21 protein-coding genes are annotated in these 25,760 nt (G+C 35.9%); 7 read left to right on the top strand and 14 right to left on the bottom strand.

Going from position 1 to position 25,760, the window contains the following annotated elements; genetic code table 11:
• Positions 1-4: 4 nt before the first annotated feature.
• The 9 genes from ACH3O9_RS12045 to ACH3O9_RS12005 all read right to left on the bottom strand — a co-directional run bounded on the left by ACH3O9_RS12045 (position 5) and on the right by ACH3O9_RS12005 (position 15,177).
• Positions 5-1,162 carry a mannonate dehydratase gene (locus ACH3O9_RS12045; protein WP_416440746.1) on the bottom strand — a complete coding sequence of 386 codons (1,158 nt, stop codon included), beginning with the start codon at positions 1,160-1,162 and terminating at the stop codon, positions 5-7.
• A gap of 22 nt (positions 1,163-1,184) precedes the next feature.
• Positions 1,185-2,336, bottom strand: coding sequence for a mannonate dehydratase (locus ACH3O9_RS12040; protein WP_416440744.1), 1,152 nt, complete (start codon positions 2,334-2,336; stop codon positions 1,185-1,187).
• 44 nt (positions 2,337-2,380) lie between these two features.
• Positions 2,381-3,988 carry a SusD/RagB family nutrient-binding outer membrane lipoprotein gene (locus ACH3O9_RS12035; protein ID WP_416440742.1) on the bottom strand — a complete coding sequence of 536 codons (1,608 nt, stop codon included), beginning with the start codon at positions 3,986-3,988 and terminating at the stop codon, positions 2,381-2,383.
• A 20-nt stretch (positions 3,989-4,008) separates the two neighbouring features.
• Complete coding sequence (locus tag ACH3O9_RS12030; RefSeq protein WP_416440740.1) at positions 4,009-7,356, bottom strand: SusC/RagA family TonB-linked outer membrane protein; 3,348 nt, start codon at positions 7,354-7,356, stop codon at positions 4,009-4,011.
• Positions 7,357-7,483: 127 nt separating this feature from the next.
• Complete coding sequence (locus ACH3O9_RS12025) at positions 7,484-8,344, bottom strand: FecR family protein (RefSeq protein ID WP_416440738.1); 861 nt, start codon at positions 8,342-8,344, stop codon at positions 7,484-7,486.
• A gap of 127 nt (positions 8,345-8,471) precedes the next feature.
• The gene (locus ACH3O9_RS12020; protein ID WP_416440736.1) at positions 8,472-9,443 is read right to left on the bottom strand and encodes a hypothetical protein; all 972 of its coding nucleotides are present in this window, start codon (positions 9,441-9,443) and stop codon (positions 8,472-8,474) included.
• 106 nt (positions 9,444-9,549) lie between these two features.
• The gene (locus tag ACH3O9_RS12015) at positions 9,550-11,073 is read right to left on the bottom strand and encodes a RagB/SusD family nutrient uptake outer membrane protein (protein WP_416440734.1); all 1,524 of its coding nucleotides are present in this window, start codon (positions 11,071-11,073) and stop codon (positions 9,550-9,552) included.
• 30 nt (positions 11,074-11,103) lie between these two features.
• Complete coding sequence (locus ACH3O9_RS12010) at positions 11,104-14,337, bottom strand: SusC/RagA family TonB-linked outer membrane protein (RefSeq protein WP_416440732.1); 3,234 nt, start codon at positions 14,335-14,337, stop codon at positions 11,104-11,106.
• 309 nt (positions 14,338-14,646) lie between these two features.
• Positions 14,647-15,177: an RNA polymerase sigma factor gene (locus ACH3O9_RS12005; RefSeq protein ID WP_416440730.1), complete on the bottom strand. Its 531-nt coding sequence runs from the start codon at positions 15,175-15,177 to the stop codon at positions 14,647-14,649.
• A 334-nt stretch (positions 15,178-15,511) separates the two neighbouring features.
• Between ACH3O9_RS12005 and ACH3O9_RS12000 the strand changes: the two genes are divergently transcribed.
• From ACH3O9_RS12000 to cyaB, 7 genes are read left to right on the top strand one after another with little or no spacing between them, the layout of a single operon-like run.
• Positions 15,512-16,480, top strand: a complete 969-nt coding sequence (locus ACH3O9_RS12000) for a sugar phosphate isomerase/epimerase family protein (RefSeq protein ID WP_416440728.1) — start codon at positions 15,512-15,514, stop codon at positions 16,478-16,480.
• A gap of 9 nt (positions 16,481-16,489) precedes the next feature.
• Entirely contained in the window at positions 16,490-17,227 is a 738-nt protein-coding gene (locus tag ACH3O9_RS11995) for a ThuA domain-containing protein (RefSeq protein WP_416440726.1), read from the top strand.
• Positions 17,217-18,806 carry a PQQ-dependent sugar dehydrogenase gene (locus tag ACH3O9_RS11990; protein WP_416440724.1) on the top strand — a complete coding sequence of 530 codons (1,590 nt, stop codon included), beginning with the start codon at positions 17,217-17,219 and terminating at the stop codon, positions 18,804-18,806. The genes ACH3O9_RS11995 and ACH3O9_RS11990 overlap by 11 nt, the downstream gene beginning before the upstream one ends.
• A gap of 16 nt (positions 18,807-18,822) precedes the next feature.
• Positions 18,823-19,206, top strand: coding sequence for a hypothetical protein (locus ACH3O9_RS11985; protein WP_416440722.1), 384 nt, complete (start codon positions 18,823-18,825; stop codon positions 19,204-19,206).
• Positions 19,207-19,677: an OsmC family protein gene (locus ACH3O9_RS11980; protein WP_416440720.1), complete on the top strand. Its 471-nt coding sequence runs from the start codon at positions 19,207-19,209 to the stop codon at positions 19,675-19,677. It abuts the gene before it with no gap.
• On the top strand, positions 19,674-20,069 hold the full coding sequence (locus tag ACH3O9_RS11975; protein ID WP_416440718.1) for a VOC family protein: 396 nt from the start codon (positions 19,674-19,676) through the stop codon (positions 20,067-20,069). Before ACH3O9_RS11980 ends, ACH3O9_RS11975 begins: the two co-directional genes overlap by 4 nt.
• Positions 20,070-20,073: 4 nt before the next feature.
• Complete coding sequence (gene cyaB / locus ACH3O9_RS11970) at positions 20,074-20,658, top strand: class IV adenylate cyclase (protein ID WP_416440716.1); 585 nt, start codon at positions 20,074-20,076, stop codon at positions 20,656-20,658.
• Between the two features lie 16 nt (positions 20,659-20,674).
• On the opposite strand, the gene ACH3O9_RS11965 is transcribed toward cyaB, so the two are convergent.
• From ACH3O9_RS11965 to ACH3O9_RS11945, 5 genes are all read right to left on the bottom strand, one after another.
• Positions 20,675-21,991, bottom strand: a complete 1,317-nt coding sequence (locus tag ACH3O9_RS11965; RefSeq protein ID WP_416440714.1) for a M24 family metallopeptidase — start codon at positions 21,989-21,991, stop codon at positions 20,675-20,677.
• An 83-nt stretch (positions 21,992-22,074) separates the two neighbouring features.
• Positions 22,075-22,500, bottom strand: coding sequence for a hypothetical protein (locus tag ACH3O9_RS11960; RefSeq protein ID WP_416440712.1), 426 nt, complete (start codon positions 22,498-22,500; stop codon positions 22,075-22,077).
• Positions 22,501-22,532: 32 nt separating this feature from the next.
• Positions 22,533-23,663, bottom strand: coding sequence for a YfbK domain-containing protein (locus ACH3O9_RS11955; RefSeq protein WP_416440710.1), 1,131 nt, complete (start codon positions 23,661-23,663; stop codon positions 22,533-22,535).
• Between the two features lie 79 nt (positions 23,664-23,742).
• The gene (locus ACH3O9_RS11950; protein ID WP_416440708.1) at positions 23,743-24,816 is read right to left on the bottom strand and encodes an AMP-binding protein; all 1,074 of its coding nucleotides are present in this window, start codon (positions 24,814-24,816) and stop codon (positions 23,743-23,745) included.
• A gap of 12 nt (positions 24,817-24,828) precedes the next feature.
• Positions 24,829-25,758: a CPBP family intramembrane glutamic endopeptidase gene (locus tag ACH3O9_RS11945; protein ID WP_416440706.1), complete on the bottom strand. Its 930-nt coding sequence runs from the start codon at positions 25,756-25,758 to the stop codon at positions 24,829-24,831.
• Positions 25,759-25,760 lie beyond the last annotated feature (2 nt).

Below are 25,760 nucleotides of genomic sequence, written 5' to 3'. Positions count from 1 at the left end.
ATATTTACCCTTCACTAATCATTTTTTTAGCTGATCGCTCTTTACTTACTGATTCTGCAAGTCCTCTTATATAGCCCATTGCATATAAAGTTCCTAAAGTCATATATCCCTGTCTTTCATTAGTCTCTCCTTCTAAAGTGGCAACATGGTCTGGACGTATCGTACCCTGAAAACCGATATCATAATAAGCTTTCATTGCTTCATACATATCAATATCTCCTTCATCATGAAAAGTCTCAGTAAATTTTACACTAGGTAATTGCCCGCTTTGTTCTCTAATATTTCTAAAGTGCACAAAATTAATAGCACCTCTTTTACCCCATCTTCTAATCAATGATGGGATTTCTTTACCCATTAAGGAAAAATTTCCTTGGCACATTGTCAATCCGCTATACTTACTTGGATATAAGTCAAGCATTTTGTCAAAATTTTCTACCGAATTCATTATGCGAGAAATACCACGGATACTGTGTACTTGGGGATCATCAGGATGTAGTGAAAGATTCATTCCAATCTTCTCTGCCTCGGGAACAACAGCCTTTAGAAAATACTCTAAATTCTTCCATAGAGCTTCTTTAGAGATTTCACCATATTCAGTAAGAGGTTCATTTTTTATATCATTATAATCAAAAGAAGATACTATTGCTCCACCTCTGGCAAGTGTATTCTTATCTGTTCGTGCCCAACTAATAACAGGCATCCAGTTGTAACAAATAGTATCAACACCACCATGCTTCTTTAAATTTTTCATGAAAGTGATAAAGTTTTCTATCTCCTCATCTCTCCCGCTTAAAGCTAGTTTAGTTTGTTCACCTAATGCGGGAGGACCTTCTACAACAGTCCATTTCATTCCCTGACTTTCCCATGCTTCTTTAGTTGCAATTATTGCTTGAGGTTCCCATGGTTTGAGATTTTTATTTCTAATAACTCCCGAAACAGCATGCATTACATCCATTTGCTTGGCATATGGCACTCGTGGAGAATCGGGACCCATTGCAAGAGCAAATTTCATCCCAGCATCTCTTACAAATGGCTTAACCTCTTTTTCAACAGTTCTTAAAGAATTGTAATTCTTACTATAGGAAATGGGTGCGCCCCCAAGCGTCATTACAGCAGCCAATGAGGCCCCTTTTTTAATAAAACCTCTACGATTATTTTTCATATCTATACTTTTTAATTGTTCATTAAGATGGAATGGATAATACAGCTAATTTTGTTGCTTTCGCGAAAGCGAGATTGTAGGTTTGTCCCGTGTATCCTCCACCTCCCGGATATTGGTTACTTATACCTCCTTCATGTTCTTTATCATAATCTAAAGCACGAGGGTGTTCAGGATAAAGTCCATGACTATAGTCCAAATCAATAAGTCCCTGCATTACAGCAAACATATTCACCTGGCCTTCATCTAAAAATACTTCTGCATATTTAACATAAGGTTTTTCAACAATTACATTACGCCAGTGCACATGATTTATACGATCTCTTGAGCCAAAATACTGTAATACATCAAGAGGATCTTCTCCCATTTCTCTCGTTACACCACAGTCAAAAGTGATTCCATTAGAAGGACTATCTACTATCTCAATTAATCTTTTCCAGTCTGAGAGTGTGGCCATTATTTGATCAGAACCATGGCTCACTGGAATTGGCGGATCATTAGGATGTAATGCCATACGCACTCCGGCCTTTTCTGCGACAGGAATGACAGCTTTTAGGAAATAAGAAAGATTATTCCAAAGATCTTCAGTTTTGTGCTCTCCTATTGCAGGATCTGCTGGTAAGTCTTTTACAGGTTCATAGTCAAAAGCAGTCATCCCGGCTCCTCCCCTTCCTTCTTTTAAATAATAGCCTTCCATTAGACGGTGAGCGTAGAAATTATATTCTACAACAGGAAGTCCCGCTTCTCCCGCTGCAACCAATGATTTTTTAATATTGTCAATTTCCTCATCTTTGCCTTCCCGACCGTAAATAGTATTAGGATGTCCACCTATCATCATATTAATCACTTTTAAACCTTCAGCTTCATAAGCATCCATGATCTCACGTAAACTTTCTTTTGTCCAGGGAATTGGTGGTCCTCCCATTAAGACATTATCAGCACCTATTTGTTTAATCTTTCTCATCATTGCTTTATCTCCATTGCGTGAGGCTCCTACACACAGTTGAGGTGTATTAGTCCCTGGATCAATTGGCCATTTGATAGCCTCCTTGGCAAAGTGATTAGGTTTAGTTTCTTCAGTTTTAGGAGAATTATTACATGCCGTTGCAGCACCTATCGACATTACAGCAGCCAAGGACGCCCCCTTTTTAATGAAATTTCTTCGATTATTTTTCATATCCTATATGATTTAAGAACTTAAAATCAAATTATAACACTCTTCTACTCAACATCCCACCATACACGAGTGGTATAAGTATCAGGTCCTTGAGCACTTATTGCTGCCTCTACATTTTCTGAATTAAGAGCTTTCTCATCATAGGAATACATTAATCTCCTTATAGGTTCGCCTCCTGTTGTGTTTAATGGATAATTTATAGGTGCTAACTCCGGAACACCTGTTCGTCGCCAAGTACTCCAGGCTTCAAAAAAATCTAAATACATATAATCAGCTAAGTAAAACTGAGTATAGATCTGATCGGTCATTTCCTGTTGAGTTCCTGTAAGAATATGAGCGTTTAAGTAATCTGAAATTTCGGATTCTGTAATCTCCATAGGGGATAGATTACTATTTGGAAATAGATTTGAACTTTCCATATTTGCTCTTATAGCATTTTCATAATGTTCTTCTGCTGTTCCTGCTCCCCAGCCTCTCAAGGCCATATCTGATAATAGAAATTCTATTTCAGAATAACTTAATATAATCGAAGGAGCAGAAAAATTTGCTATTGTTGCTGTATTAGGTTCAGAATATTCTGTAAGTAGAGAATTACTCCATGCCGGTATTGCATCACTTATTGTAGCAGGATCATAACCATTTGGAAGACCTTTTTGAAGTTCTGGTTTAGTAGTTTCTGTTATTACCTGACTTTGCTGAGAATTGATATTTCCTTCCCATAATGTAGCGTAAAATGGTAATCTGGGATCCTCATTTTCTTGTAATAAGTCAATAAAAGTTTTACCCATTTTTACTAAACCTGCTCCCTGATTACCCTCAGGCAAACTTTCTCTCTTTAATTCACGTGCATCCCAATTCCATGTATTGGGACCTGTTGGAGTATGTTCTAGTTTTGCAATATCTTCATTGCTTTGCATAACGCCACCACTAACGGCCTTCTGCGCCCATTCTTGTGCCATACCCTGATCAACTTTTGTTAAGCGCATTGCAAGCCGTAACATTAGGGAATAACCAAAAGTCCTCCATTTTTGAACATCCCCGCCATAAATAACATCTGCAGCTCCAAACGAACTCATCGAAGGATCTAATTGGTTGATAGCATTATCTAAATCTTGAAGCATCCAAGGGTAAATTTCTGACTGTTTATCATAAACAGGCTTATAAATACCATCTGTACTTCCAAGCGTTGCCTCTTTATAAGGCACATCACCATAGGCATCTGTAACTCTATGCAATGCAAAAACTTTCCATATCCTAGCCATCGCATTTTGGTTAATCAAATCTGGATTATCTGTAGTCCCTGAAATAACTTCTTCAAGCTCCCGAAGATGAGAGGTATATACCGTCTCGAAAAAATTTCCTGTTTGGGCATTCACAATACCTTTTTCTCCATACCAAAAAGTTTGAAGAGTTGCATGAAATTGCATAGCACCAGAAAGATATTTCATATTTGTTCTATTGCGATCTGTTGTTCCTGTTCCCACAGTACGAATCAAACTTGTAGTGAACAATGTTGAAAAATCTGGTACAGTATAAGCGTTTGGATCTGTATTCATTTCTTCAAATCCAGAATCACATGAAGTTAAAGACAGGGCCACCACACATAAAGCGCTTAAAGCAAATCCTATACATTTAAATTTTACATATCTCATAATGATTTATTTTATTTTTATTAAAAACGAACGTTAAGATCAAGACCATAACTTCTAGAAGTAGGCAACCCGAAATTTTCCAATCCTTGAGCATTACCGCTACTATAATTTGATTCTGGATCAATATTATCTGAAGTTTTATACAGAATAAATAAATTACGCCCTACTATAGACAGACTTGCCGCTTTAATAGGTGTTCTTTCGAGTAAATTATTAGGGAAATTATAACCTATACTTAAAGATCTTAGTTTTATAAAGTCGGCTTTTTCAACAAAATCTTCAGTTATACTATAAGCTATTCCTCTGTAATATGTTTGGGCAGGTATTGTTTCACTAAAGGCATTTCCATCTTGATCTACGCCTGAAAGAGATACTCCATTCTCTCTTACATTATTAGCTATCGTATTTTGATGTAAACCAAAGTCAGTGCCATAGGCATTTGTTGCAGAATAGATACTTGCCCCCCATCTACTGTCTAATAAAAAAGACATTGTAAAATTTTTATAACTAAAATCATTGCTTAGACCAATAGATAATGGTGGCACTCCTTTTCCCAGAGCTACTAAAGGACCTGCAACAGGTAAACCACTTACACTATTGTAAACGACCGCTCCATTAGCATCTCTTAATCTTCTGTTCCCTGCAATCATGCCGAATGGCTGACCTTCAAAATGGTATATACCTCCATTTAAAGTCCGCGTTGTTGCCCCTGGCAGCTGCAATCTGTCTAAATCATCTGAAATATGTATGACTTCGTTTTTATTATATGCGAGGTTTGTTGTAACGTTCCATTTTAAAGGCGATGAAGGCTGTAACGGTCTACCTGTTAGCATTATCTCGACACCTTTATTCTTCATTTCACCAACATTTAGCGCTACACTTGAGTAACCGCTCGCGGGCGCAATTGAAGCATTAACAATATCATCTGTTGTTGTTCTATCGTAAAAAGTAAAATCAAGTCCTAAACGACTACTAAAAAATCGAAATTCCAGTCCAGCCTCGTAAGTAGTAGAGGTATAAGGTGTTAACGCTGTAGGAATAGTACCACTAGAAACTTCTGTTAAGGTCTGTCCCAGATGGGGAGTACTTTCTGCTGTATAGCTTTGTTGAATGGCATATGGACTAGGAGCACCACCACCAACTTGGGCCCATGATGTTCTAACCTTAGCATAATCTAACCACACTGGTTTAGACTCCCAAATTTCTGAAGCCAGAAAACTTAAACCAACCGAAGGGTAAAAAAGACTATTATTTTCTACATCTAGTGTTGAAAACCAATCATTTCTGCCCGTTAAAGTTAGGTATAAGAAGTTATTGTAATCTAAATCTGCAGAGGCAAATAAAGAATTTATTCCATATTTCCCATAATTCTCGTTAAACGTTTGATTGGTTCCATTTCCTATAAAGTACTGGAAAGGAATATTGAAATCTCCACTTGCTAAATTGATACCATCAAAAATATTTCGCATTTGGTTTCCACCTACCAATGCATTTATTGAAAAGCGCCCCACGTCTTTATTAAATCCTATAATTCCTTCAAGATTTGTTTCTGTACGAAGACTTTGATCTGAAGTCATACTTCCTGAATTATTGTAAGCTAATCCAGTAGGATTAATGTAATACCCATCAACATCACTTTGATCTAAGCCAAACCTAACACGTGCATATAAATAATCAGTGAAATTATAAGTTGTATTAAAAGAGCCTATAAACCTTCTTCTCTTATCTCCGTTGTGTACTTTATTTATAACGAAATAGGGATTCGTTACATATATATAATCACTCCATTGAAATTCGTTTCCATTCTCAGCATAACCTGGAGCAAGAGTACGTACATCTATATTTGTAGCTATTAGTTGTGCACCTGCATTGGGGTTTCTATCGAAATCACCTGGACGCGTTCTATTTCTAACATCTTCTAAAGAATATTGTGCATTCCCCTGAAAAATTATTTTTTTAGCCAGAGTTGCATCCACGCTTAAATTAAATGTCTTACGGTTTAATGTGTTATTAGGTACTATTCCTTCATTTTCTGTATTTGATGCTGCAAAACGAAATCTTATAGATTCATTCCCCCCACTCAGAGCAACGGTATTTGAAAAAGTATATCCATTTTGATAAAAGTTTTTAATATTATCCTTAACAGCAGAATATGGTCGAGACTGTCCATCAGGCTGAACCACAGAAGATCCGTCTAATCTTGCCCCCCATGATGTTCTTCCAAAGGCTATAGCTTCGGCTTGAGTCATAGGAGGATTTCCATTTGATCCTGAGCCATATTGATATTGCCAATCTAAAAGATCTCTTGGCTCATCTATGGTGTAATTTGTCCGGTATTCTACACCTATACCTTCCTGAGCAGTTCCTGACTTCGTTGTTATTAATATGACACCATTCGCTGCTCTAGCTCCATATAATGCGGCGGCAGTACCACCTTTTAAAACAGAAATACTTTCTATATCATCCGGATTTATGCTTGAGAGACCATTACCCCGGTCAATTCCTCCATATGTACCTGGCGATGAAGTATTTTCATTAGTAATAGGCATTCCATTTACGACATAAAGTGGTTGATTATTACCGTTTAGAGAACCGTTTCCTCGTATAATTACCCTACTAGAGGATCCTGGCCCTCCGGTTGTACCTGATGCTGTGACACCTGCAATTCTTCCGGATAGCGCATTCCCTATATTTATTTCCCGAGCTTTTGTTAAATTTTCACCACCAACCTCTGAAACCGCATATGTTAAAGCTCTTTTTTCTCGTTTTATTCCTAAAGATGTGACCACAACTTCATCAAGCGATTGCTCATCTTCTTCCATCTGTATGCTCATAGAAGTGGTTGAACCTACAGTCTGTTCTACCCTTCTCATGCCTATATAAGTAAAAACAAGCACTGATTCTGACGAGGCTACATCGATTGAGAAATTACCATCGAAATCTGTCAATGCCCCATTATTAGTACCCTTTTCCTGAATTGTAACGCTAGGAAGAGGATTTCCAAGTTGATCAGTGACCTTACCAGTAATTGTGGTTTCCTGTAAAGTTGCTGCTTGCGGCATCTGATCAGTAGAAGGATCAGCATCTTTAGTAATAGCAATATTATTTCCAACTAAGATAAATGTATAGACTGTTCTATCTGTAAGTTCCTTAAGTACCTTATCAAGACTCTGTTTTTTAAAATTATAATTACCTGTAAATGAAATGCCAACAGCAATTTCATTCCCGTAAGCAAATTTGTATTCTGTTTGTGATTCTATTCCCATAATCACTTGTTTTAGTGTGGGATTTATTAACGAAAGTGATATCTCTTGAGGATTACCAAAGAACGTTAAACCAAAAAAAAGTGTTAAAAGTAGTTGCCTCATGGTTGATTTATTTAATTTTGGAATGTAAAAAGCCTTGCGACGGCAACGTCGTTAATGCTTTTTGTGTTTGTAAAAAGAGTTCTTTGTTTGACGATGGGAACTCTTTTGTTTTTTAATTTCTTAGTATTTAATTCTTAAATACGTTTACTTGTCTGGTTTTGTGATTTATTTCATAGTTTGTGTGATTAATTATAGATAGAATCTTTAGTATATCTGTAAGAGAATCTGATTTGTTGATCCTTAAGGTTACAAGTTTATCCTTAGTGAAATCATTTTTAGTGAATTCATAATCAAACCGTTCTGATAAGAAATCAAACAGATTTTCAAGTTTTTTGGCGTTAAGGTCTATAAAGAGATTGCCACTTTCAAACGACAATAATGTATTAAATTTTGTTATATAGGCTTCTCCGGCTTGGTTATAGACAAAACTTTCTCCAGGTTTAATCGACCATTTTTTATTTGTAATTCCATTTATATGAACTAATATCTTACCCGAATAAAGTGAGACTTCTGTTTCTTGCATATTAAGCTTCTCATTTACCAAAAAAGAAGTCCCTATAGCTCTTGTTAAAGTATGCGAAGTCTTAACCCGAAATTCTTTTAGACTATCCTGCACTACATTAAAGAAAGCCTCTCCCTCTAATTCTACTCCTCTAGCTTCATCAAAATTTTCTTTATACCTGATCTCTGATCCCTTTTTTAAAAGTACAAGGCTTCCATCCGGCAGATTAACTTCTTTGTCCATCATAGCATAATTATTTACAACAATGATGGGATTATAAACCTCTGCAAAATAATATGTTGCAAACAATAACATTGCAATAGCAGCAGCTAAACTGTAATTGTATAATAACTTTATAGGTCGCTTCTTAATTTGCTTTTCAACAGATTTCCATGAGAGTTCTACTTGTTCTCCGGAAATAGCAGGATAAGGAGCGTCCCAAGATTTTTTTAGCTTTTCAACAATATGATATTCGTAATTTTTCAATTTTTTATCTAATGGTTTGTATTACTATAACAATTGAGTAATAAACATTTCCTAATTATTTTATTAAAATTTTCAATTAATTCGCAAATAAGATATCGAGTTTTGATTACAAAACCATGTTCGCTAATTAATCAACTGTATAATAGTTATATACAATTTTCCACTTAAAGGTTCTTCCTGGCTCCACATTAATATTTATATATGGTTCGGGGCAAACTGTAGTAGATGCAGACCAAAATACTAATCTTGAAAGTGCTCTGTTTCCAGAAATGTTGACTCCAGCTTTACTAGCTCTATTTTCTACAATTATTTTATAGTCTCTGGAAGTATCTCCAAAACCATATAAATCTGTGAAATAAGCATTCTCTTTCTTAAATAACTGTCTCTTATATTTAATTTGATTATTATCAATAAATGCAATAGTATCAGTCCCTTTCATTTTACCACTTAGTTCAAAAGGAAATTTGATTACGTAATTTGAATCTACAGGTTGTTCATCTATCATTAAAAAATTATGATTATAGACAGAGGTTTTAATAGTTTTATTTCCAGTATTTTTTAAAGAATGTTCTAAAACTAATTGGGATTTTCCTTTTGGCAAATTCACTAGTTTTTTATATTCATATGAATAATCCTTATCCTCTATTTTCTGAATAAATTCAATCTGATAGGATTTTTTATTTATTTTCCAATCTCCATGATTTATAATCTTGTAAGGTGTAACAATAGAATATCGCGGTTCTTCAGGTTTTACTAATACTCCTATTCCTATCTTAACAAAGCTTTCTCCAACTTTGGCGGTTTCATATCCTAAGGGGGCAAAATCATTTACGGGTCCCATAATAGCATCATGATTTGTAGGGCTATACTTGTCAAACCATTTTCCATAATATGAATGTCCTTTATATTTTAAATCAGGAATAACTCCAGACCAGTCAAATCTAGATCCTCTATAATAGCCCTCTTCAGCATCTGGTAAGTATATTTTTGCCTTAATAATACCATTAGTAATTTCTGCCTCAGGTATTTTAAATAACAAATTATAATTTGTAGTGAGTATTATTATGGATATAAGAATCAAGGAAGACAATATCTTCATAACTATTAATATTAAAAACGGAAGGTGTTATACTTAAGAATCAATTCTCATTCCGGTAGCTAATAGTCTACCGGAAATAAGAATTGACAACAGTCAATCAAGTCTTCTAATAACCAGGATTTTGAACAAGAGTCTGATTTGTTGCAATTTGTTCAACAGGTATAGGCATAAGAGTATGACCTGGTGGTATTACAATATTATATTTGTCTAGAACAAATTTTTCTGCTTCCCCAGCTCTTCTCAGATAAAAGAAAAAAGAAAATTCTCCTCCCAGCTCGTAGCGATACTCATTTGTCAACATTGTAATGAAGTCCTCAGATTCAGGTACGGGCTCTAAATTTGCTCTTAAACGAATCTGATTATTTATTATATTCCTAGCCTCTGCTTCATTCCCACTTCTATAAAGGGCCTCTGCTTTACTCAGTAGAACCTGCCCGTATCGCATCAAAATTAAGTTTAATGAACTATAAGAGTAATCTCCGAATCTACCGGTTACATTAGGATCTCTCCAACTTTTAACAGCATAATAACCTGACCGTTGTCCGTCAGCCCCTTTCCAAGGATTTGCTTCCGTTCCCAAAGTATTTATACCTCCATAAGTATCTTTAACATTTTTATACATAGAAATATCTATTACAGGATCAGGATGTTCATCACCAGGGCCTATTACCGTTGCGAATTTTCTTTCATCCCCAGCTTCAAAAGAGTCGTAATACTTCTTATCAACATAAGCATACCCTGTTTTAGAAATTTCTTCAGGAAGACAAAATTCTACTAACCATTGCGTATCACTTGAACCATTACGCATATTGGCAGCTGTGATATATTGTATAGAAAAGATATCCTCCATTCCGTTTTGGTTATCAAAAGCATGAATTCTCAAAAAGTCATCCTCAAGCTGGTAATGTCCTTCTAGCTTATTATAAGAAGTAACTGCATCATCATATTTTTTTAACCACATCTGTGCATCACCCAAATACGCCAGTGCTGCACCCTTAGTTGCCCTTCCTATATCGGTCAACTCTAAATCTTCTCGCCAAGGTAAAAGTGCAGCTGCATTTTCTAAATCTGATACTACAGATTGAAATACTTCATCCTGAGTATTACGTGGATGACGACCATCATCTGTGGTTAGCGCAAGTTCAAGTGGAACACCGCCAAATTCTGTTGCTAAATAGTAATAGAACAAACCTCTTAAAAAGAGAGATTCTCCTTTAAGTCTATTAGCCAGGTCTTCATCTAGAATCCCATCTGCTCTCATTATTTCAATAGTTTCAAGAGCTGAATTTGCACGTGTAATCCCTTCATAAGAACGTACCCAAAAAGTATTGAGCGCACCAAAATTTGTAGGAATTTCATAGGTAGCAAAAAAAGTATCTGATCCCCAGTTTTTATAATCCTGAGTTAAAAAATTTGCTTGATACCAAAGTGCCTTAATAACGAAGTTATTATTATGCATAGTGTTGTATATCGCATTCACAAGCTGCACTGCATCTTCTGTCTTTTTAAATAAGGATTCACTAGTAGAGTCCCTAGTATCCTGCTGTGTTAGAAACTCTTCAGAACAACTAGAGGGAATTAGGCAGACACAAACTAAAGCAAGTATGCATATCGTTTTATTAATTTTCATAATCTCAATTTTATATTAAAAAATGATTTTTTAGAAACCCAGATTCACACCTAAAGTGAAGAATTTACTAGTGGGATAGCTTCCAACGTCTACACCATTTGCACTCAATCCATCAGAACCACTTACATCTCCAATTTCAGGATCCAGACCAGAGTAATTGGTAATTGTAAATAAATTTTGAGCACTTAAATACACTCTCAATTTTTTCATATACACCTTATCTGTGAAAGCCTGAGGAAATGTATAGCCTACTTGGATATTTTTTAAACGGACGAAACTCCCATCTTCAACATAGACGTCAGAAACTCTATTGTTACCGTTTTTATCATAAGAGACCAGTCTGGTATAAGTTGTAGATTGATTTTCGGAAGTCCAGTGGTTTAAGTAAAATTCACTGCCCATATTTTGAAGACCTACTCCAGCAGCTGCATCAAAGTTTTGTAAGTTTCGCTTAGCATAATTCAGAATATCATTTCCTACTGAAGTATAAATAAATAAGCTGAAATCAAACTGCTTATAAGATCCATCAAAATTGATTCCACCAAAAAAATCAGGAATAGGGCTTCCTATAATTTCCCTATCATCATCTGTAATTCTACTATCACCATTTAGGTCTACAAATTTGCGGTCACCGGGAGAAGTATCAGAAACCTGATAAAATGAACCGTTTCCATACTGATCTGAAGTTGCTTGATTAAGGGCATCTATTTCAGCCTGAGTTTGAAAAATTCCCGCAGATCTAAAACCATAAAACGCACCTACTTCTCCGCCAACTCGAGATTGACTAAACGTGGTCCATACATTCCCTCCATAATTTCTAAAATCAAGACTTGTAAAATTCCCTATTGATGTAAGTCCATCTGTAAAAGATAAAATTTCATTATTCACTGTGGTAAGATTTGCGCCTAAACTCCATTGAAATTCATGCTCAGCTGAACGATACTGAAGTGATAACTCCAAGCCTTTATTCCTTATACTTCCCACATTTCTCGTGGCTGTACTGAAACCTGTTTGCGCAGGCACATTCACATCTAATAAAAAGTCGCTTGATTCTCTTACATAGTAATCTGCCGTAAAGGTGATTTTATTATTTAAAAATGCTGCATCAATACCAATATCAGTCTGGGTAGTTTTTTCCCAGGTAAGGTCTGGATTGGCCAATCCATTTAAAACTAAACCGGGATAGTAATTTTTGGGATCACCAAAGGCATAACCTCTATTGTCAGTTGGGGACGGTCCTGAACCATACAATCCTAAATATTGAAAAAGACCAATATTTTGATTTCCAGATTTACCCCAACTTGCTCTTATTTTAAGATCGTTGATTGCCTCAACATCCGATAAAAATGATTCCTGCTTTAATTTCCATGCTGCCGAAAGTGAAGGAAACACACCCCATTTTTTACCAGGCCCAAATCTAGATGAACCATCTCTACGCACTGTTCCTGTTAAAATATATTTATCTAAGAATTTATAAGTCAGTCTGCCAAATTGAGAAGCCAGAGACCAAGCCTGTTGATATCCGTAAGGTGCAACTGTTGTCAAAGAAGAAATATCTCTTAATTCATTACTTACTAATCCATTACCATCAGCGCCAGATATACGATAAGTATTTTCCTGAGATGAAATACCTCCTACAATGTCTAAACTATGATCGCCAAAAGTCTGAACATATGATACCGTATTTTCCCAAAGCCATTCGTAACTACTATTATTTCGTTGGGAATAATAAGCTTGGGGATTAGGTTCTTCTCTAGTATTGCTGGGTGTAAAATAGGAACTAAAGCCACTAAAAGTATTTATTCCAAAATTAGTTTTCGCTTTTAATCCGGGAAGTATAGTTACCTCTACAGAGGTTGTACTTAAAAAATTATCTCGTGGATTATCTTGATCAATTTCTTCAACATCAGCATATAAATTAGTCATACCCGTTGTTGCTTGTGCTCCCGGTATATAATACCCATAATTACCATCTGCATCCTTGATCATATCTGTAAGTGGATTTCCAGTCATAGTGGGAATTAGTCTCGTTAAATTTCCCAACTGAGTGATAGATGAACCAGATCCTAATTTGCTGTTACTATGCGTATATTTTACACTTGCTGTAGCTTTAAGCCAGCTATATGGAGTAAAATCTACATTTAGACTGGAATTATATCGTTCATAATTTGAGAATTTCACAATCCCTTCATGTTTATAATATCCTAAGGAAAATGAGGTCTGAACAAGTTCTCCCCCACCTCTAAGGGCAACATTATAATTCTGTCTTAATCCCGCCCTATAAAATGCATTTTGCCAATCAATATTTCTAAAACTTGCAGGGTCATTGTTCCATTCCGGTAAAATAGGGTAATCATCAGTTGTAGCGACTTGTTGAGCAGCGGTCACAAATTGTTCTGCTGTCATAACATCATACATTTCTGGTTTTGCCTGAACTGATAACAAACCGTCAAATGAAATCTCAAATACATTCTTTTTACCTCTCTTGGTTGTTATTATTACAACACCATTAGAAGCCCTATTTCCATAAATTGCAGTTGCAGAAGCATCTTTCAATATTTCCATAGACTGAATATCAGAAGGGTTCAAACTCGAAAGATTACCTGATATAGGATAACCATCAACCACATAAAGAGGTGAATTATCTCCAAATGTACCGGTACCTCTAATCTTAACTGAAATTCCTGCACCTGGAGAACCATCATTTGTAGTTACCTGAACACCAGCGGCACGGCCTTGTAGCGCCTGATCAACAGTAGTTACAGGGACTTTCTCTACCTGCTCAGCAGAAACAGAAGAAACCGCTCCCGTTAAATCACTCTTTTTGGCAGTTCCATATCCAATTACAACAACTTCATCTAGCCCTTGTGCATCTTCTTCTAATTGAACATTCATTTTTGTATTATCTCCCACAACACGTTCAATACTTTTCATACCCACATAAGAGAAAACTAAAACAGCCTGTGTTGATGAAACAGTAATATTGAAATTACCATCAAAGTCACTCAAAACCCCATTTTGGGTTCCTTTTTCTAATATATTAACTGTTGGCATAGGACTTCCATTAGCATCTGTAACTGTCCCACTAACAGAAATTTGGTTGTCAATGACGAGTGTTTTAGAGTTAGTTACTGTTTTTGCCGAAGATAAATTTATTGAACTATCCTTCTTTAAAATTGATGCATTTGATAAAAAAGAAAAAGTAACAAGTGGGTTAGTAAGAAAAGTCAAACTTAAAATTAGTGTTAAAAATAGTTGATTCATACTATATTTATTTTAGTTTTAAAACATGAAAAGTCACGCGACATAAATATGCCGTAATGCTTTTGAGATTTATTAAAGAGTTCTCTATTTGACGGTGGGAACTCTTTTTTTTGCTAGATATGAATTATCTAGCTTTATAAGAAGGTGACGTTTATTTCATACGCTCATATTTAATTATTAAATTATTTGTAGTCTTTTACGCAATCACACAGAGGATAGCATATTCTTAGATAAACACTCAAAAAATTAAACTATTACACTACTATAACAATTGAGTAATACAAAATCCCTAATCATTTATTAAAAAATTTACATAAATAATTCTTTCTGAATAAAAAGATGGGCAAGATAAAGGTGGTTCGCAATCGTTTTCTTAGAAATACCAAGGCTTTGAGAGATTTCCTCGTAGGTTAGGTTTTCTATTTTATGAAGTAAAAATATTTTTTTTCGTTTGGGAGGAAGTTTATCTATAATTTGATAAACCTTTTGCATTCTTCTAGTGTTCTCTTCAAAATCTTCAGCTTCGTTTTCCTGAGGAAATAATTTTTCTTCAATCTCACCTACAGTCTTGGCTTCTCTCTTAAGGTGATTTAATATCAGATTTTTACAGATTACAAAAATTTGCCTATCAAGAAGAACATCATCTTTAAGTTGACTGCGTTTTTCCCAGAGCTTGAGAAAGGTTTGTTGCACAAAATCATCAGGACCAAGAGTAGCAGAATCAAATTTCTTAGCGAAGAAAAAAAGTTTGGCGTAGTAAATTTTATACAATTTCTCCAAAGACTGGATTTCTCCTGCCTTGAGACCCTTCAAAAGAAAATATGTATCTAAATTTTTCAAGAGGTAAAAATTATATCATATTTCAACATGAAATGAGGCTTATAAACTTAACAATTTGTTAACGACTATACAACAGAATACGTTAAAAAATATAAATATCATAAAATTATCGAATTGAATTAGCGATAATATAAATGTGAGATATTTCTGAAAGCCCGTCATCTCTCAAATGCATGCAAAACAAGCAGATTTAAAAGCAGTTAAAAAAACAGCCTTTTTAGCCTCAAAATTCATCGTACAACAAAAAAATATCCTACAGAAATAAAACATTAAGTAACTTCATAGGCGCATTTCACCTAATAAAACATTTTTAAAACAATATAAAACTACAGGCATGGCTAAAGTACACTCTACTAATCAACGACGGGATTTTATAAAGAAAAGTTCTCTGGGAATGGTGGCCTTACCATTTTTAAATTTTAATTATAGGACCGATTTTTTGACAAAAAATACCAATTTTGAGCCTATTTCGGTTAGTATTTTTTCAAAACATCTACAGTTTCTTGATTATAATAATATGAGCGAGGCTGCCGCAGAAATGGGTTTTGATGGTATAGACCTAACTGTACGTCACAATGGGCATGTTCTTCCACATCAGGTGAAAACAGATCTTCCTAAAGCTGCACAGGCGATGCAAAAAGCGGGATTTGCTCCTCAAATAATGACTACAGATGTTACAGACGCCAAAGACGAGGATAGTAAAATACTTTTAAATACAGCAAGTGATCTGGGCTTTGAATATTATCGCATGGGATGGTTAAAATATCCTGAAGATGTATCTATTCCTGAAACTATAAAAAAATATCATGCTCAATTTAAAGACTTGGCAGCGTTAAACAAAAGTCTAGGTTTACATGGAGGTTATCAAAATCACTCCGGGAAATATATAGGTGCAGCAGTCTGGGATCTTTATCAGATTCTAGAAGGTATTTCACCACAATGGTGCGGATCGCAATACGATATCAGGCATGCCACTTTAGAAGGTGCAAACTCGTGGGAATTGGGTTTAAAACTTATAAAAGATTATATAAAAACTATTGTGGTCAAAGACTATAAATGGGAAACGAAAAATGGAAAAACTGAAATGATAAACACCCCGATGGGTGAAGGTATGGTAGATTTTAAAAGATACTTTAGCATTCTGAAATCATACGGAATAAATGTACCTGTAATAATGCATTTTGAGTATGGATTAGGCGGAGCAGAGCATGGTAATTCTACTTTAACTATAGACAAAGAAGAAGTATTTACAAAAATGAAAAAAGATCTTGCCTTCGTACGTGAAACCTGGAAGAATGCCTAATTAAAAGATATGAGAGTCAACCTAACTTTTTGTTTAATTCTAGCTTTTTGCGCAATTTCATCTGCTCAAAACTTGCTTGTTTATACCCATAATGGTGAAGGTTATGTTCATGACAATATTGAAGCAAGTGTGAAAGCATTAGAAAAACTGGCTTCACAAAATAACTTCACCATTCAAACAACAGATGATCCTGAATTTTTCACTACCCAAAATTTGAAAAATATTGACTGTATAATATTCTCTAACACAAATAACGAGGCCTTTTATACGCAATCTCAAAGAGACGCTTTTAAAAATTACATCAACGATGGAGGCGGTTTTGCAGGCATTCATGTTGCTTCCGGTTCAGAAAGAAATTGGGATTGGTTTGCCGCCATGTTAGGAGGCCGTTTTGTAAGACATCCTAAACTTCAAGAATTTGATATCGCTGTCATTGACAGTACGCACATGTCTACTAATTTTCTTCCAAAAATTTGGCATTGGGAAGATGAATGCTACTATCTTGATAATTTAAACCCGGATATTCACGTCCTGCTCGCTGCCGACTTAACTACCGTTACAGACGATAAAAAAGATGAATATCCTGACAAGGTTTTTGGCGACTATGCTCCCCTTGCCTGGTATCATAATTATGATGGTGGCAGACAATTTTACACGGCTCTGGGACATAAAAAGGAATATTACAGCAATCCTCAATTTTTAAATCATATTTTAGGAGGTATTAAATGGGTTTTAAATGAAAATTAAAGACTATTGGCTATTTATAATTGGCTTGGTAATCATGTCCTATTCATGTAAAAATGAAAAAGACCGCACAGAAATAGCAATAGCTTATCTACAAACTACTGATCAAAATTTAAGTATTACGCCCGTAGAAACAGGTCTTGAAGTGCCTTGGGATATCGATGCTTCCCTGCCAGATAAAATTTGGTTTACAGAACAAAATGGATCGGTTTACCTAAAAGATCTCAAGGCGGGAAGTACTAAAAAAATGTTCAAAGTTCCTGATGTAATCTACAAAAAGTCATACGGCTTATTAGGAATGACCGTGCATCCTGTTGACCCGTATATTTTTCTTCATTACACATTTACCCGTGATACTGTCAACATTAAATCAAGATTAGTACGCTACACATATGACTCTGATACTTTAAAAGAACCCACAATTCTCATAGACAATATATCTGGAAACACGTACCATAATGGTTCTCGTCTTATAATTTCGCCAGACGGCAAACTCATTTTCTCTCTGGGAGAAGTGGGCGATACCCGTCATGCACAGAGTGACAGTGTGATTACAGGAAAGATCTTACGATTAAATATCGATGGCTCGATACCTCATGATAATCCTGTGAAAGGGAGCTACATTTATACCAGAGGCCACCGTAATCCGCAGGGCCTAGCATTTAGCGATAAAACCATTTTATACAGTTCTGAACATGGTCCTAATAACGACGATGAGATCAACTTGATTGTTGCTAACAACAATTATGGCTGGCCAGATGTACAGGGTTTTTGTGATACCGAAAGTGAAAAAGAATATTGCAAAGGTCACCATATCACAGAGCCCTTAAAAGCCTGGACGCCAACAATAGCAGCTGCTGGCCTGGCTTTTTACAATAGTGATAAAATACCAGAGTGGAAAAACAGTTTACTTGTAGCTAACTTAAAAGGCAGAGCATTGCGGGTGCTTAAGCTTAGCGCAAATGGTCAACATATTAATGATGAACACATTTATCTCCAGAAGAAATTTGGAAGAATAAGAGATGTGTCTGTGGCTCCTAATGGCGATATTTATTTTGCTACCAGCAACAGAGACTGGCATCCTCGATTTCAACCCTGGATGTATGATAGCTTACCTGATGGTCCCGACAAGATATACAGAATAAGTGCCATGTCACCAGATGAAGAACTCGATCCTAAAATTATTGTTTACCATGAAGATAAGGAACCTATACAGCTTGATAGCGAAAACTGGAATCCAGATCTGGAAGACGAGTTTGTAGCTGGAGAAAAGTTATATGCTAAGAATTGTTTAAGCTGCCATGGTCCCAAGGGTCAGGGATCTGAAGATTTAATCCCGCCCCTATCTGGCACAAATTGGGTAACCGGTGATAAAGGTAAACTTATACGTACCGTGCTTACCGGGATTTCACATCCCATAGAGGTTAATGGTAAAACATATAATCAGGAAATGCCTTCTTATTCTCAACTCTCAGATCAGGAAATTGCAGATATTTTAACTTACATTAGAGGCAGCTTTGATAACGAAACTTCCGGGGTTATTGAAGGTGAGGTTTTTGAAGAACGGAAAAGCCTGAAATAATATAATCCTGTTTTTTATGAAAATAAAATATTCTAAAAAAAGACTGAGAACTAATCTGATTTTAGGCTGTGCCTGGACGATTTTGAGCATCGCAAAGCTGTTTTTTAATGAAGAACTCAAATGGTCAGATTACGCTTTATTTGTACTTGGTCTTCTCTACTTTGGCCTCTATTTTTATGAAATAAACTATCAATATATCACTATTGAAAATGGTTTTATATATAAGAACTGGCCTTACTCTAAAAAGCTTGAACTTGCTAAAGTTACTCAAATAAAAAAGTTTGCCGGTGATGTCACTTTGATTTCAGAAGACAAAAAACTAAAAATAGACACGCTCATATTATCTACAGAATCAAAACGTGATCTAGACGAACAATTGAGTACTATACCTGTCGTGTAATTGAAAACCCATCATTATAATATCACTACACAATGGACTGGAAATACTGGTAACGGTACTTCAAAATATAATCAATATAGCAGAAATCACATTATTTCGTGCAAAAACAAATCGCATACTATTTCGGGTTCATCTGATCCTGCTTTTTTAGGAGACCCTGAAAAATATAATCCGGAAGAACTTTTGCTTTCTTCCATTTCATCCTGCCACATGCTTTGGTATTTACACTTATGTGCCTCACATCACGTAGTTGTAACAGCATATTTTGACCATGCTGAAGGGATTATGGAAGAACTTGATAACGGAAGTGGTAAATTTAAAGAAGTCATTTTATATCCTCAGGTTACGGTACAAAATGAAACAATGACTGAGCAAGCTCTTAAATTGCATGAAGAAGCTCACAAAATGTGTTTTATTGCAAATTCATGTAACTTTAAAATCGGTCATAAACCATCAATTATCGCGTTATGAAGCAAAAAATCCGCACATTTTTTACATTTTTTGAACAAGCCGAAACTGCGATGAACTTCTATATTTCACTTTTTGACGATGCGGCTATTTTAAGTATCGAAAGGTACAAAGCCGGTGAAGCCGGGAAAGAAGGCTCTGTAATAAAGGCAGTTTTTCACATTAAAGGGCAAGAATACATGTGCATAGACAGCCCTATAAAACATGATTTTACTTTCACGCCTGCCATCTCGCTTTTTGTTAACTGTGATTCTCAAGAAGAAATAGAGCGCCTATCTGAAGCTTTTAATTTAGAAGGTAAATTTTTGATGCCCTTAGATAATTATGGCTTTAGCCAAAAGTTTTGTTGGGTTCAGGACAAATTTGGTGTTTCATGGCAACTAAATTTCGAGTAAAATCATGTTTGAAGTTGAACTTAAAGCCATCGTCAGGAATAGATCTGCAACCATAACGCAGATAGAAAATCTATGTAATGAAACAGCTTTAAATTTGGTTTATGATGATGTTTATCTTGACAAAGAGAATACACTTACAACTGTAGACAAAGAGCTGCGTTTGCGAAATAAAACAAACAGGGATTCTGGTGAAAGCCGCTTTTTTCTCACATTCAAAGATTCTCCATTTGACGAAAAAAGTAAATCAAAACCCGAATTTGAGACAGAAATTGCCGATTTTAATACCGGAATAGCCATTTTTCAAAAGCTGGGATATTCAATATCGATGCGCTATACTAAAGAATGTCTCATTTATAACCTTACCTATCAAGACATAAAACTTGAAGTTTCAATTGTGAAATTACCAGAACTAGAAAACACTTTTATTGAAGTAGAAACTCAAACAGAGACTGAGAAAGACATAAAATCTAGATTTAAGATTTTGCATGAATTTTTAAACCAAATTGGCATTGCCCAAATTGATATTACCTCACAGTATTATGTTGATGCTATTAAAGAAAAACGTGAGCAAGATCAACGGCTAGATTAACTCCGCTCAGTGGGTTTTAATTTCCTATCAAAATAAGATCTTCCTGACGGCCGTTTATATATTTAAAGCCTTTGGGTCCCCAGAAACCATCTTCTTCAAGCATAATACGTATATCTTTATTCCACTCTGGTATGTTCACAGTAGCATTAAGTTCTATCGCGTAAGCTGTATTCTCATGTAAAGGATAATCTCCTGATCCCGGCACACCTTCCTGACTGTCCCACATACCAAAAGTGGCACCTGCAGAATGCCCATATAAGCCTAGCGGATGCGTATAAATAGCTGGTTGTAATCCTTCAGATTTAGCCTGGTCAAGCGATTTTAAGAGTATGTCGTTTCCTGTTTTTCCGGTCTCAAAATTTGCCGTAAAAATATCCTGAACTTTATTTCCTTTCGCGAAAGCATCTTTTAAAAATTGTGGTGCCTGAGTCTCGCCATCTCTTAAAACATAAGCATGCTCCTGGCAATCTGTGTTGAGACGCAAATAAGTTATCCCAAAATCACAATGCAGCAAATCTCCCGGCATTATTATCTTTTGCTTATCGCCAGCCGTAAATGAAGTGATATGACTGTCTAATTGCTCGTCTGCTCGCTGAATATCAACCGTAGGATGAAACCAGGTGTCGAGCCCCATTTCTGTAACTTTTTGTCTAAAAAACCACACCACATCATCTGTCGTTGTTACTCCCGGGTTTATAACCTGTGCGCTAAATGCCTCTTTTACGATATTATGGGTGATGTTAACCAGTTCCTGAAATAATTGCATCTCCATAGGTGTTCTGGTTTCTATCCAGCCTATAGCGAGGTTTTCTGCCGAAACTACCCGATTTTTATAGTCATCTGGCAGATCTTTCATAAAAGCGTCATAATCTGTTTTTACTATGCCATCTGCAATACCAAAATCATTTGAATAGTTAAGTGCTATTTTATTAGGATTGCGTTTTGTGATAATATCGGTTAGGGCTTTCCATTGATCTGGTTCTTTGTCCTTATCCCAGGCTGATGTAATATTATCACCTACATTGTAACGTGCGACGGCGAGTTTTTCCAGCTTATTTTTAATTTGGTCGTAATAAAAAACCAGCATGGTACGTCTGCGCGCATTGAGCCAGGTTGCCGGTAACATAGTGCGCAAAACAGGATCTTCATTATATTCTCGCGATATTATTACCCACATATCAATATCATTACGATACATAAGATCTGGTAATAATTTGTCAAATCGTTCTGCAAGAATCTTATCTACAAGCTGGGCGCGATCGCGTTCTGGAAGTATTTGTGCATTTATATTTGAAAAGAAAACAATGAAAAGAAGGGTAATAACCTGTCGCATGAAATACTATTATTTATTGGCTTTTGCTGAAGTTAAATTAGCCAATAATAACCAATAAAAAAGGCGCCCATGGCACCTTTTTACTAATTATCTTTTGATTTACGCCGCTTGCGCTCTGCTTTCTTACTGAAGTCCATAGCAATCAGTTTATTAATTTCATCTGGGGTCATTAGCGAACTCAAACTTTGTTTGAATTCATTTTGCAGTCGGTCGTATTTTTCTCTTATGTCCTCAGCTTTTAATGTGCGGTCGCCTTGTAGATCCTGTAATTTTGTAATGTGATCTATAAGCGCATTTTTTAAAACTTCTTTTTCAAAATTATCAAGATCAAAAACTTCCTGATAATCGTTAATATGTTCTTCTACAATTTCTGATGGTGTCTTAGGTTCTGGTGCAGGCATTTGCGTGCGAGGTTGTGAAGACATACCTCTGTTATAACGGCCACCGCCATATTGAGCCTGAGCCTGAATACCTAAAAGACAAATAAATACAATTAAAAGAATGCGCATTGTGTACTAATTTTATGCAAAGAAAAACAAAATTAATAAACTTCGCTCGCTTTAACCAGCATAATAAATTTTGCTCTGTCCCCGTTAGGATCATACTTTTTACCTGTAGCTGCAAGTTGTAGAACATCTGCCAGCGTTGTGGTTTTAACCAAAGGTGATTTTTGCAAATGCAAACCAAACATAGCAATCGCAGACATAAACTTTAAATCTCCAGAGGCTTTTGTGATCTCGTCATTTGCGCTAAGCACCTGTCTTTTTAATACTGCCGGCTTTTCTTTAGTATTATTGATATAGCTAACGCTTAGGGTAAGCAATTCATTACTTTTATTTAAAGACGTCAGATTATCTGTTTCCTGATCGATAGGGATTAATTCATAAAGAACAGTTACAGCATCATCTGCAACTACAACTGCATCATCTTGTTTTTCAGATTTATTCTCATATCCTACTCTTCTGTATGCTTTAACCGTTTTGGCATTAAAAAGCAATTCAACTTTTGCATCTTTTAAAAGATGTTGAGCCGATTTTTTCTCGTGCAGACCGATTTTTACCAGTTTTGTACCGGTATTCCAGGGGGTTTCTATAACCTCTGTGTTTATTGAAAGTGGAGTATCACCAGAAGGCTCTTCATATTCATAGCTGAAAGAATTGAGCATTTGCTCTATTTTTACAGCATCTACAGGAATAGAATTATCTTTTTTTAGAATCTTGCTTATAGTCGTATTAGCCGTATCGTCTACATCGATTGAAAAATGAGCGATAGGATTATCTTTTACATTTTCAAATTCTTGAGTGAAATCGGTTGCTTCAGGTTCTCCCAAAACAACTTTAGAAGCAGAACTACCGCAACCCATCATTAAAACAGATCCAGACGGCTCTTCTTCAGTTTTTAGCTTTATAGTGAAAATATTTTTATCTGAAACTGTTACCTCTTCTGTTTCATAGCCTACCATTGAGAACAAAAGCGTTTCATCAGTTTCCGCTTTAAAGCTGAATATTCCCTGCTTATCTGTAGCGTTACCGTGCGTTGAACCTTTAACCAGAACATTCACTCCTTCTAGCGGCATATTGTTACTATCTGTAACCAGACCGGTAACAACTTTTTGCTGCGCAGAGAGCGGTAACGTTATAGTAAGAAAGATGAAAAGATAAAGTGATTTCATGCTCAAGTTGGTTTGAGCTTTAAATATACATTTTCAAATACTTACGGGCAATCTAATTTTTCTTAAAAAACAGCGATTTTTATACATTTTCTGCCGATTTTATCGCTTTTACGGTAGACCAGCGCTGTAGTTTACCATTTCGCGTACGCGTAAACGCAGCTGTGCAGTAGATTGCTTTAGGAACTTCGTACTTATCAAGAGCTGAAAAATCAATCTGGGCAGCATCTGTATCTTCGGTTTCTAATACCAGAATTAGTTTCTCACCCAGCTTTTCATCTTTTTCTGAAGCAATAAAAAAAGGCACTTCAATTACAGATGCCAGCTTATTTTCTATTTGTTCGGGAAATAATTTAATTCCGCCGCTATTTATCACATTATCTACTCTGCCTAACCAGATAAACTTTTTGTATGATATAAGCTCTACCACATCATTTGTAACCACAGGATCTGTACTTACTTTAGGTGCTTTTATAACTAAACATCCTCGCTCATCCTGACTTACGGTTACTTTATTTAAGGTCTTAAACGGCGATATTTCTTTGTTCTTTTTAGAATTTACACGTCTGGCTGCGATATGCGTGATGGTTTCGGTCATACCATAAGTCTCATAAACTTTGGTTTCAGAATCTTTTACCATCGCTTTTAAAGATTCTGAAAAAGGGCCACCACCTACAATTAACTTACTTATTAAATGTAATCTGGCAAGGGAGTTATCCAGCTGAAAAGGCGTCATTGCACAAAAGTCATAGCGCTTAAATACAGAATCTAAAGGGTTTGCTTTAGGCGGAACCATATCAAGACGCCAGCCCAGCACCATCGCACGCACAAGCATCATTTTACCGGCGATATAACGCGTAGGCAAACAAAGTAAAGCTGTAGAAAAAGTCTCAACGTTAAAGTGCTTTCCGGTTGCCCGGGCACTGTTGATCATGTGTTTTTTATAAAGCTTAATGGTCTTGGGTTCTCCCGTAGAACCAGAGGTATTGACCATGACATAATCTTTGTCATTAAGCCACTCTAAAATAAATTGTGCGGCTTCTTCCTCATAAGGTTCCCCTTCTTTTATATATACAATTGCAGCCTCAATTAGCGCAGCAGGTTTTAATTGTCTGCCATTTAATTGAAACTCGGGATGTACATATTTTTTTGACATTTTGCGATTTTTTTAATCGGCTACCAAATGCTCATCTATAATTTTCTGAGGAGGTTCTACTCTTCCAAATAATTTCTCCCGCCAGCCGGTCCATTTATATTTATATGCTAATATAATTAAGAAGATGGGATAGACAATGAGAACAGGCAGAATGATTTCTGAAGAAGTGGCTGTTTCACTGGTAGACATGAACAGAGAATCTGTTTGCAGCGCAGAATATTGTGAAGTTACCAAGGTCGCTGCGAGGAAATTATTTCCGAAATGAAAACCTAAAGCCAGCTCCATCCCTTCATCCATCAAAGTCATAATACCCAGAAGTAAACCGGTGCCAATGTAGAATACCATAGTTATCGCTCCCATCGCTGCTACTTCGGGATTTGCCGAATGAAAGATCCCAAACAAAACACTGGTAACTATTAACGGCACCCATTTATTCTTAGCCGCTACACCTATTTGTTGCATGAGAAATCCTCTAAAAAGATATTCTTCAAGCCCAATTTGAAACGGGAATAATATCAAACTCAATACAACAAGAATTATAAAATTAGGCACATCAAGTTGATAGACATAATTCTCTGGAGTTAAGTAGTAACCTAAAGCAAAACTGAAAATCGTGAAAATAAAAATCAGTGAAAAAGAGAATAAAATCCGCTTAAAATCGACCTTTTTCCGCGATGTTGTAAGTGATAAAAGACTGCGCTCATGCATAAATTTTACCAGAACTAAGAGTAAAACAAGTATGGGTATAAAAACTCCCAGGTTAATTATAAAACTAAGATGAGTAGGTATCTGCTTCATAAGCTCATATGCCGCATCCATATCTTCTTTAGTCGAAAATAAAAACATGATAAGATTTGCAATAAAAATAGCCATAGTGATACCAGAAGTCAACAACACCTTCCATGGGGTATTGTCACCCTTATAAGCCTGCTCTATAAACATAA

It is taken from the genome of Leeuwenhoekiella sp. A16, assembly GCF_047946675.1.
In the GTDB taxonomy this organism is placed as follows: domain Bacteria; phylum Bacteroidota; class Bacteroidia; order Flavobacteriales; family Flavobacteriaceae; genus Leeuwenhoekiella.
Note: the sequence above shows the minus strand (reverse complement) of the source record. Positions and strands in the feature narration are given on the sequence as shown.

Coding starts and splice junctions, on each gene's coding strand:
- ACH3O9_RS11965 (WP_416440714.1), bottom strand. CDS start 21,991: ATGCGACAGGTTATTACCCTTCTTTTCATTGTTTTCTTTTCAAATATA.
- ACH3O9_RS12040 (WP_416440744.1), bottom strand. CDS start 2,336: ATGAAAAATAATCGAAGAAATTTCATTAAAAAGGGGGCGTCCTTGGCT.
- ACH3O9_RS12035 (WP_416440742.1), bottom strand. CDS start 3,988: ATGAGATATGTAAAATTTAAATGTATAGGATTTGCTTTAAGCGCTTTA.
- ACH3O9_RS11955 (WP_416440710.1), bottom strand. CDS start 23,663: ATGAAATCACTTTATCTTTTCATCTTTCTTACTATAACGTTACCGCTC.
- ACH3O9_RS11960 (WP_416440712.1), bottom strand. CDS start 22,500: ATGCGCATTCTTTTAATTGTATTTATTTGTCTTTTAGGTATTCAGGCT.
- ACH3O9_RS11975 (WP_416440718.1), top strand. CDS start 19,674: ATGAAGCAAAAAATCCGCACATTTTTTACATTTTTTGAACAAGCCGAA.
- ACH3O9_RS12030 (WP_416440740.1), bottom strand. CDS start 7,356: ATGAGGCAACTACTTTTAACACTTTTTTTTGGTTTAACGTTCTTTGGT.
- ACH3O9_RS11990 (WP_416440724.1), top strand. CDS start 17,217: ATGAAAATTAAAGACTATTGGCTATTTATAATTGGCTTGGTAATCATG.
- ACH3O9_RS12000 (WP_416440728.1), top strand. CDS start 15,512: ATGGCTAAAGTACACTCTACTAATCAACGACGGGATTTTATAAAGAAA.
- ACH3O9_RS11995 (WP_416440726.1), top strand. CDS start 16,490: ATGAGAGTCAACCTAACTTTTTGTTTAATTCTAGCTTTTTGCGCAATT.
- ACH3O9_RS11950 (WP_416440708.1), bottom strand. CDS start 24,816: ATGTCAAAAAAATATGTACATCCCGAGTTTCAATTAAATGGCAGACAA.
- ACH3O9_RS12015 (WP_416440734.1), bottom strand. CDS start 11,073: ATGAAAATTAATAAAACGATATGCATACTTGCTTTAGTTTGTGTCTGC.
- cyaB (WP_416440716.1), top strand. CDS start 20,074: ATGTTTGAAGTTGAACTTAAAGCCATCGTCAGGAATAGATCTGCAACC.
- ACH3O9_RS12010 (WP_416440732.1), bottom strand. CDS start 14,337: ATGAATCAACTATTTTTAACACTAATTTTAAGTTTGACTTTTCTTACT.
- ACH3O9_RS12020 (WP_416440736.1), bottom strand. CDS start 9,443: ATGAAGATATTGTCTTCCTTGATTCTTATATCCATAATAATACTCACT.
- ACH3O9_RS11945 (WP_416440706.1), bottom strand. CDS start 25,758: ATGTTTATAGAGCAGGCTTATAAGGGTGACAATACCCCATGGAAGGTG.
- ACH3O9_RS11985 (WP_416440722.1), top strand. CDS start 18,823: ATGAAAATAAAATATTCTAAAAAAAGACTGAGAACTAATCTGATTTTA.
- ACH3O9_RS12045 (WP_416440746.1), bottom strand. CDS start 1,162: ATGAAAAATAATCGTAGAGGTTTTATTAAAAAAGGGGCCTCATTGGCT.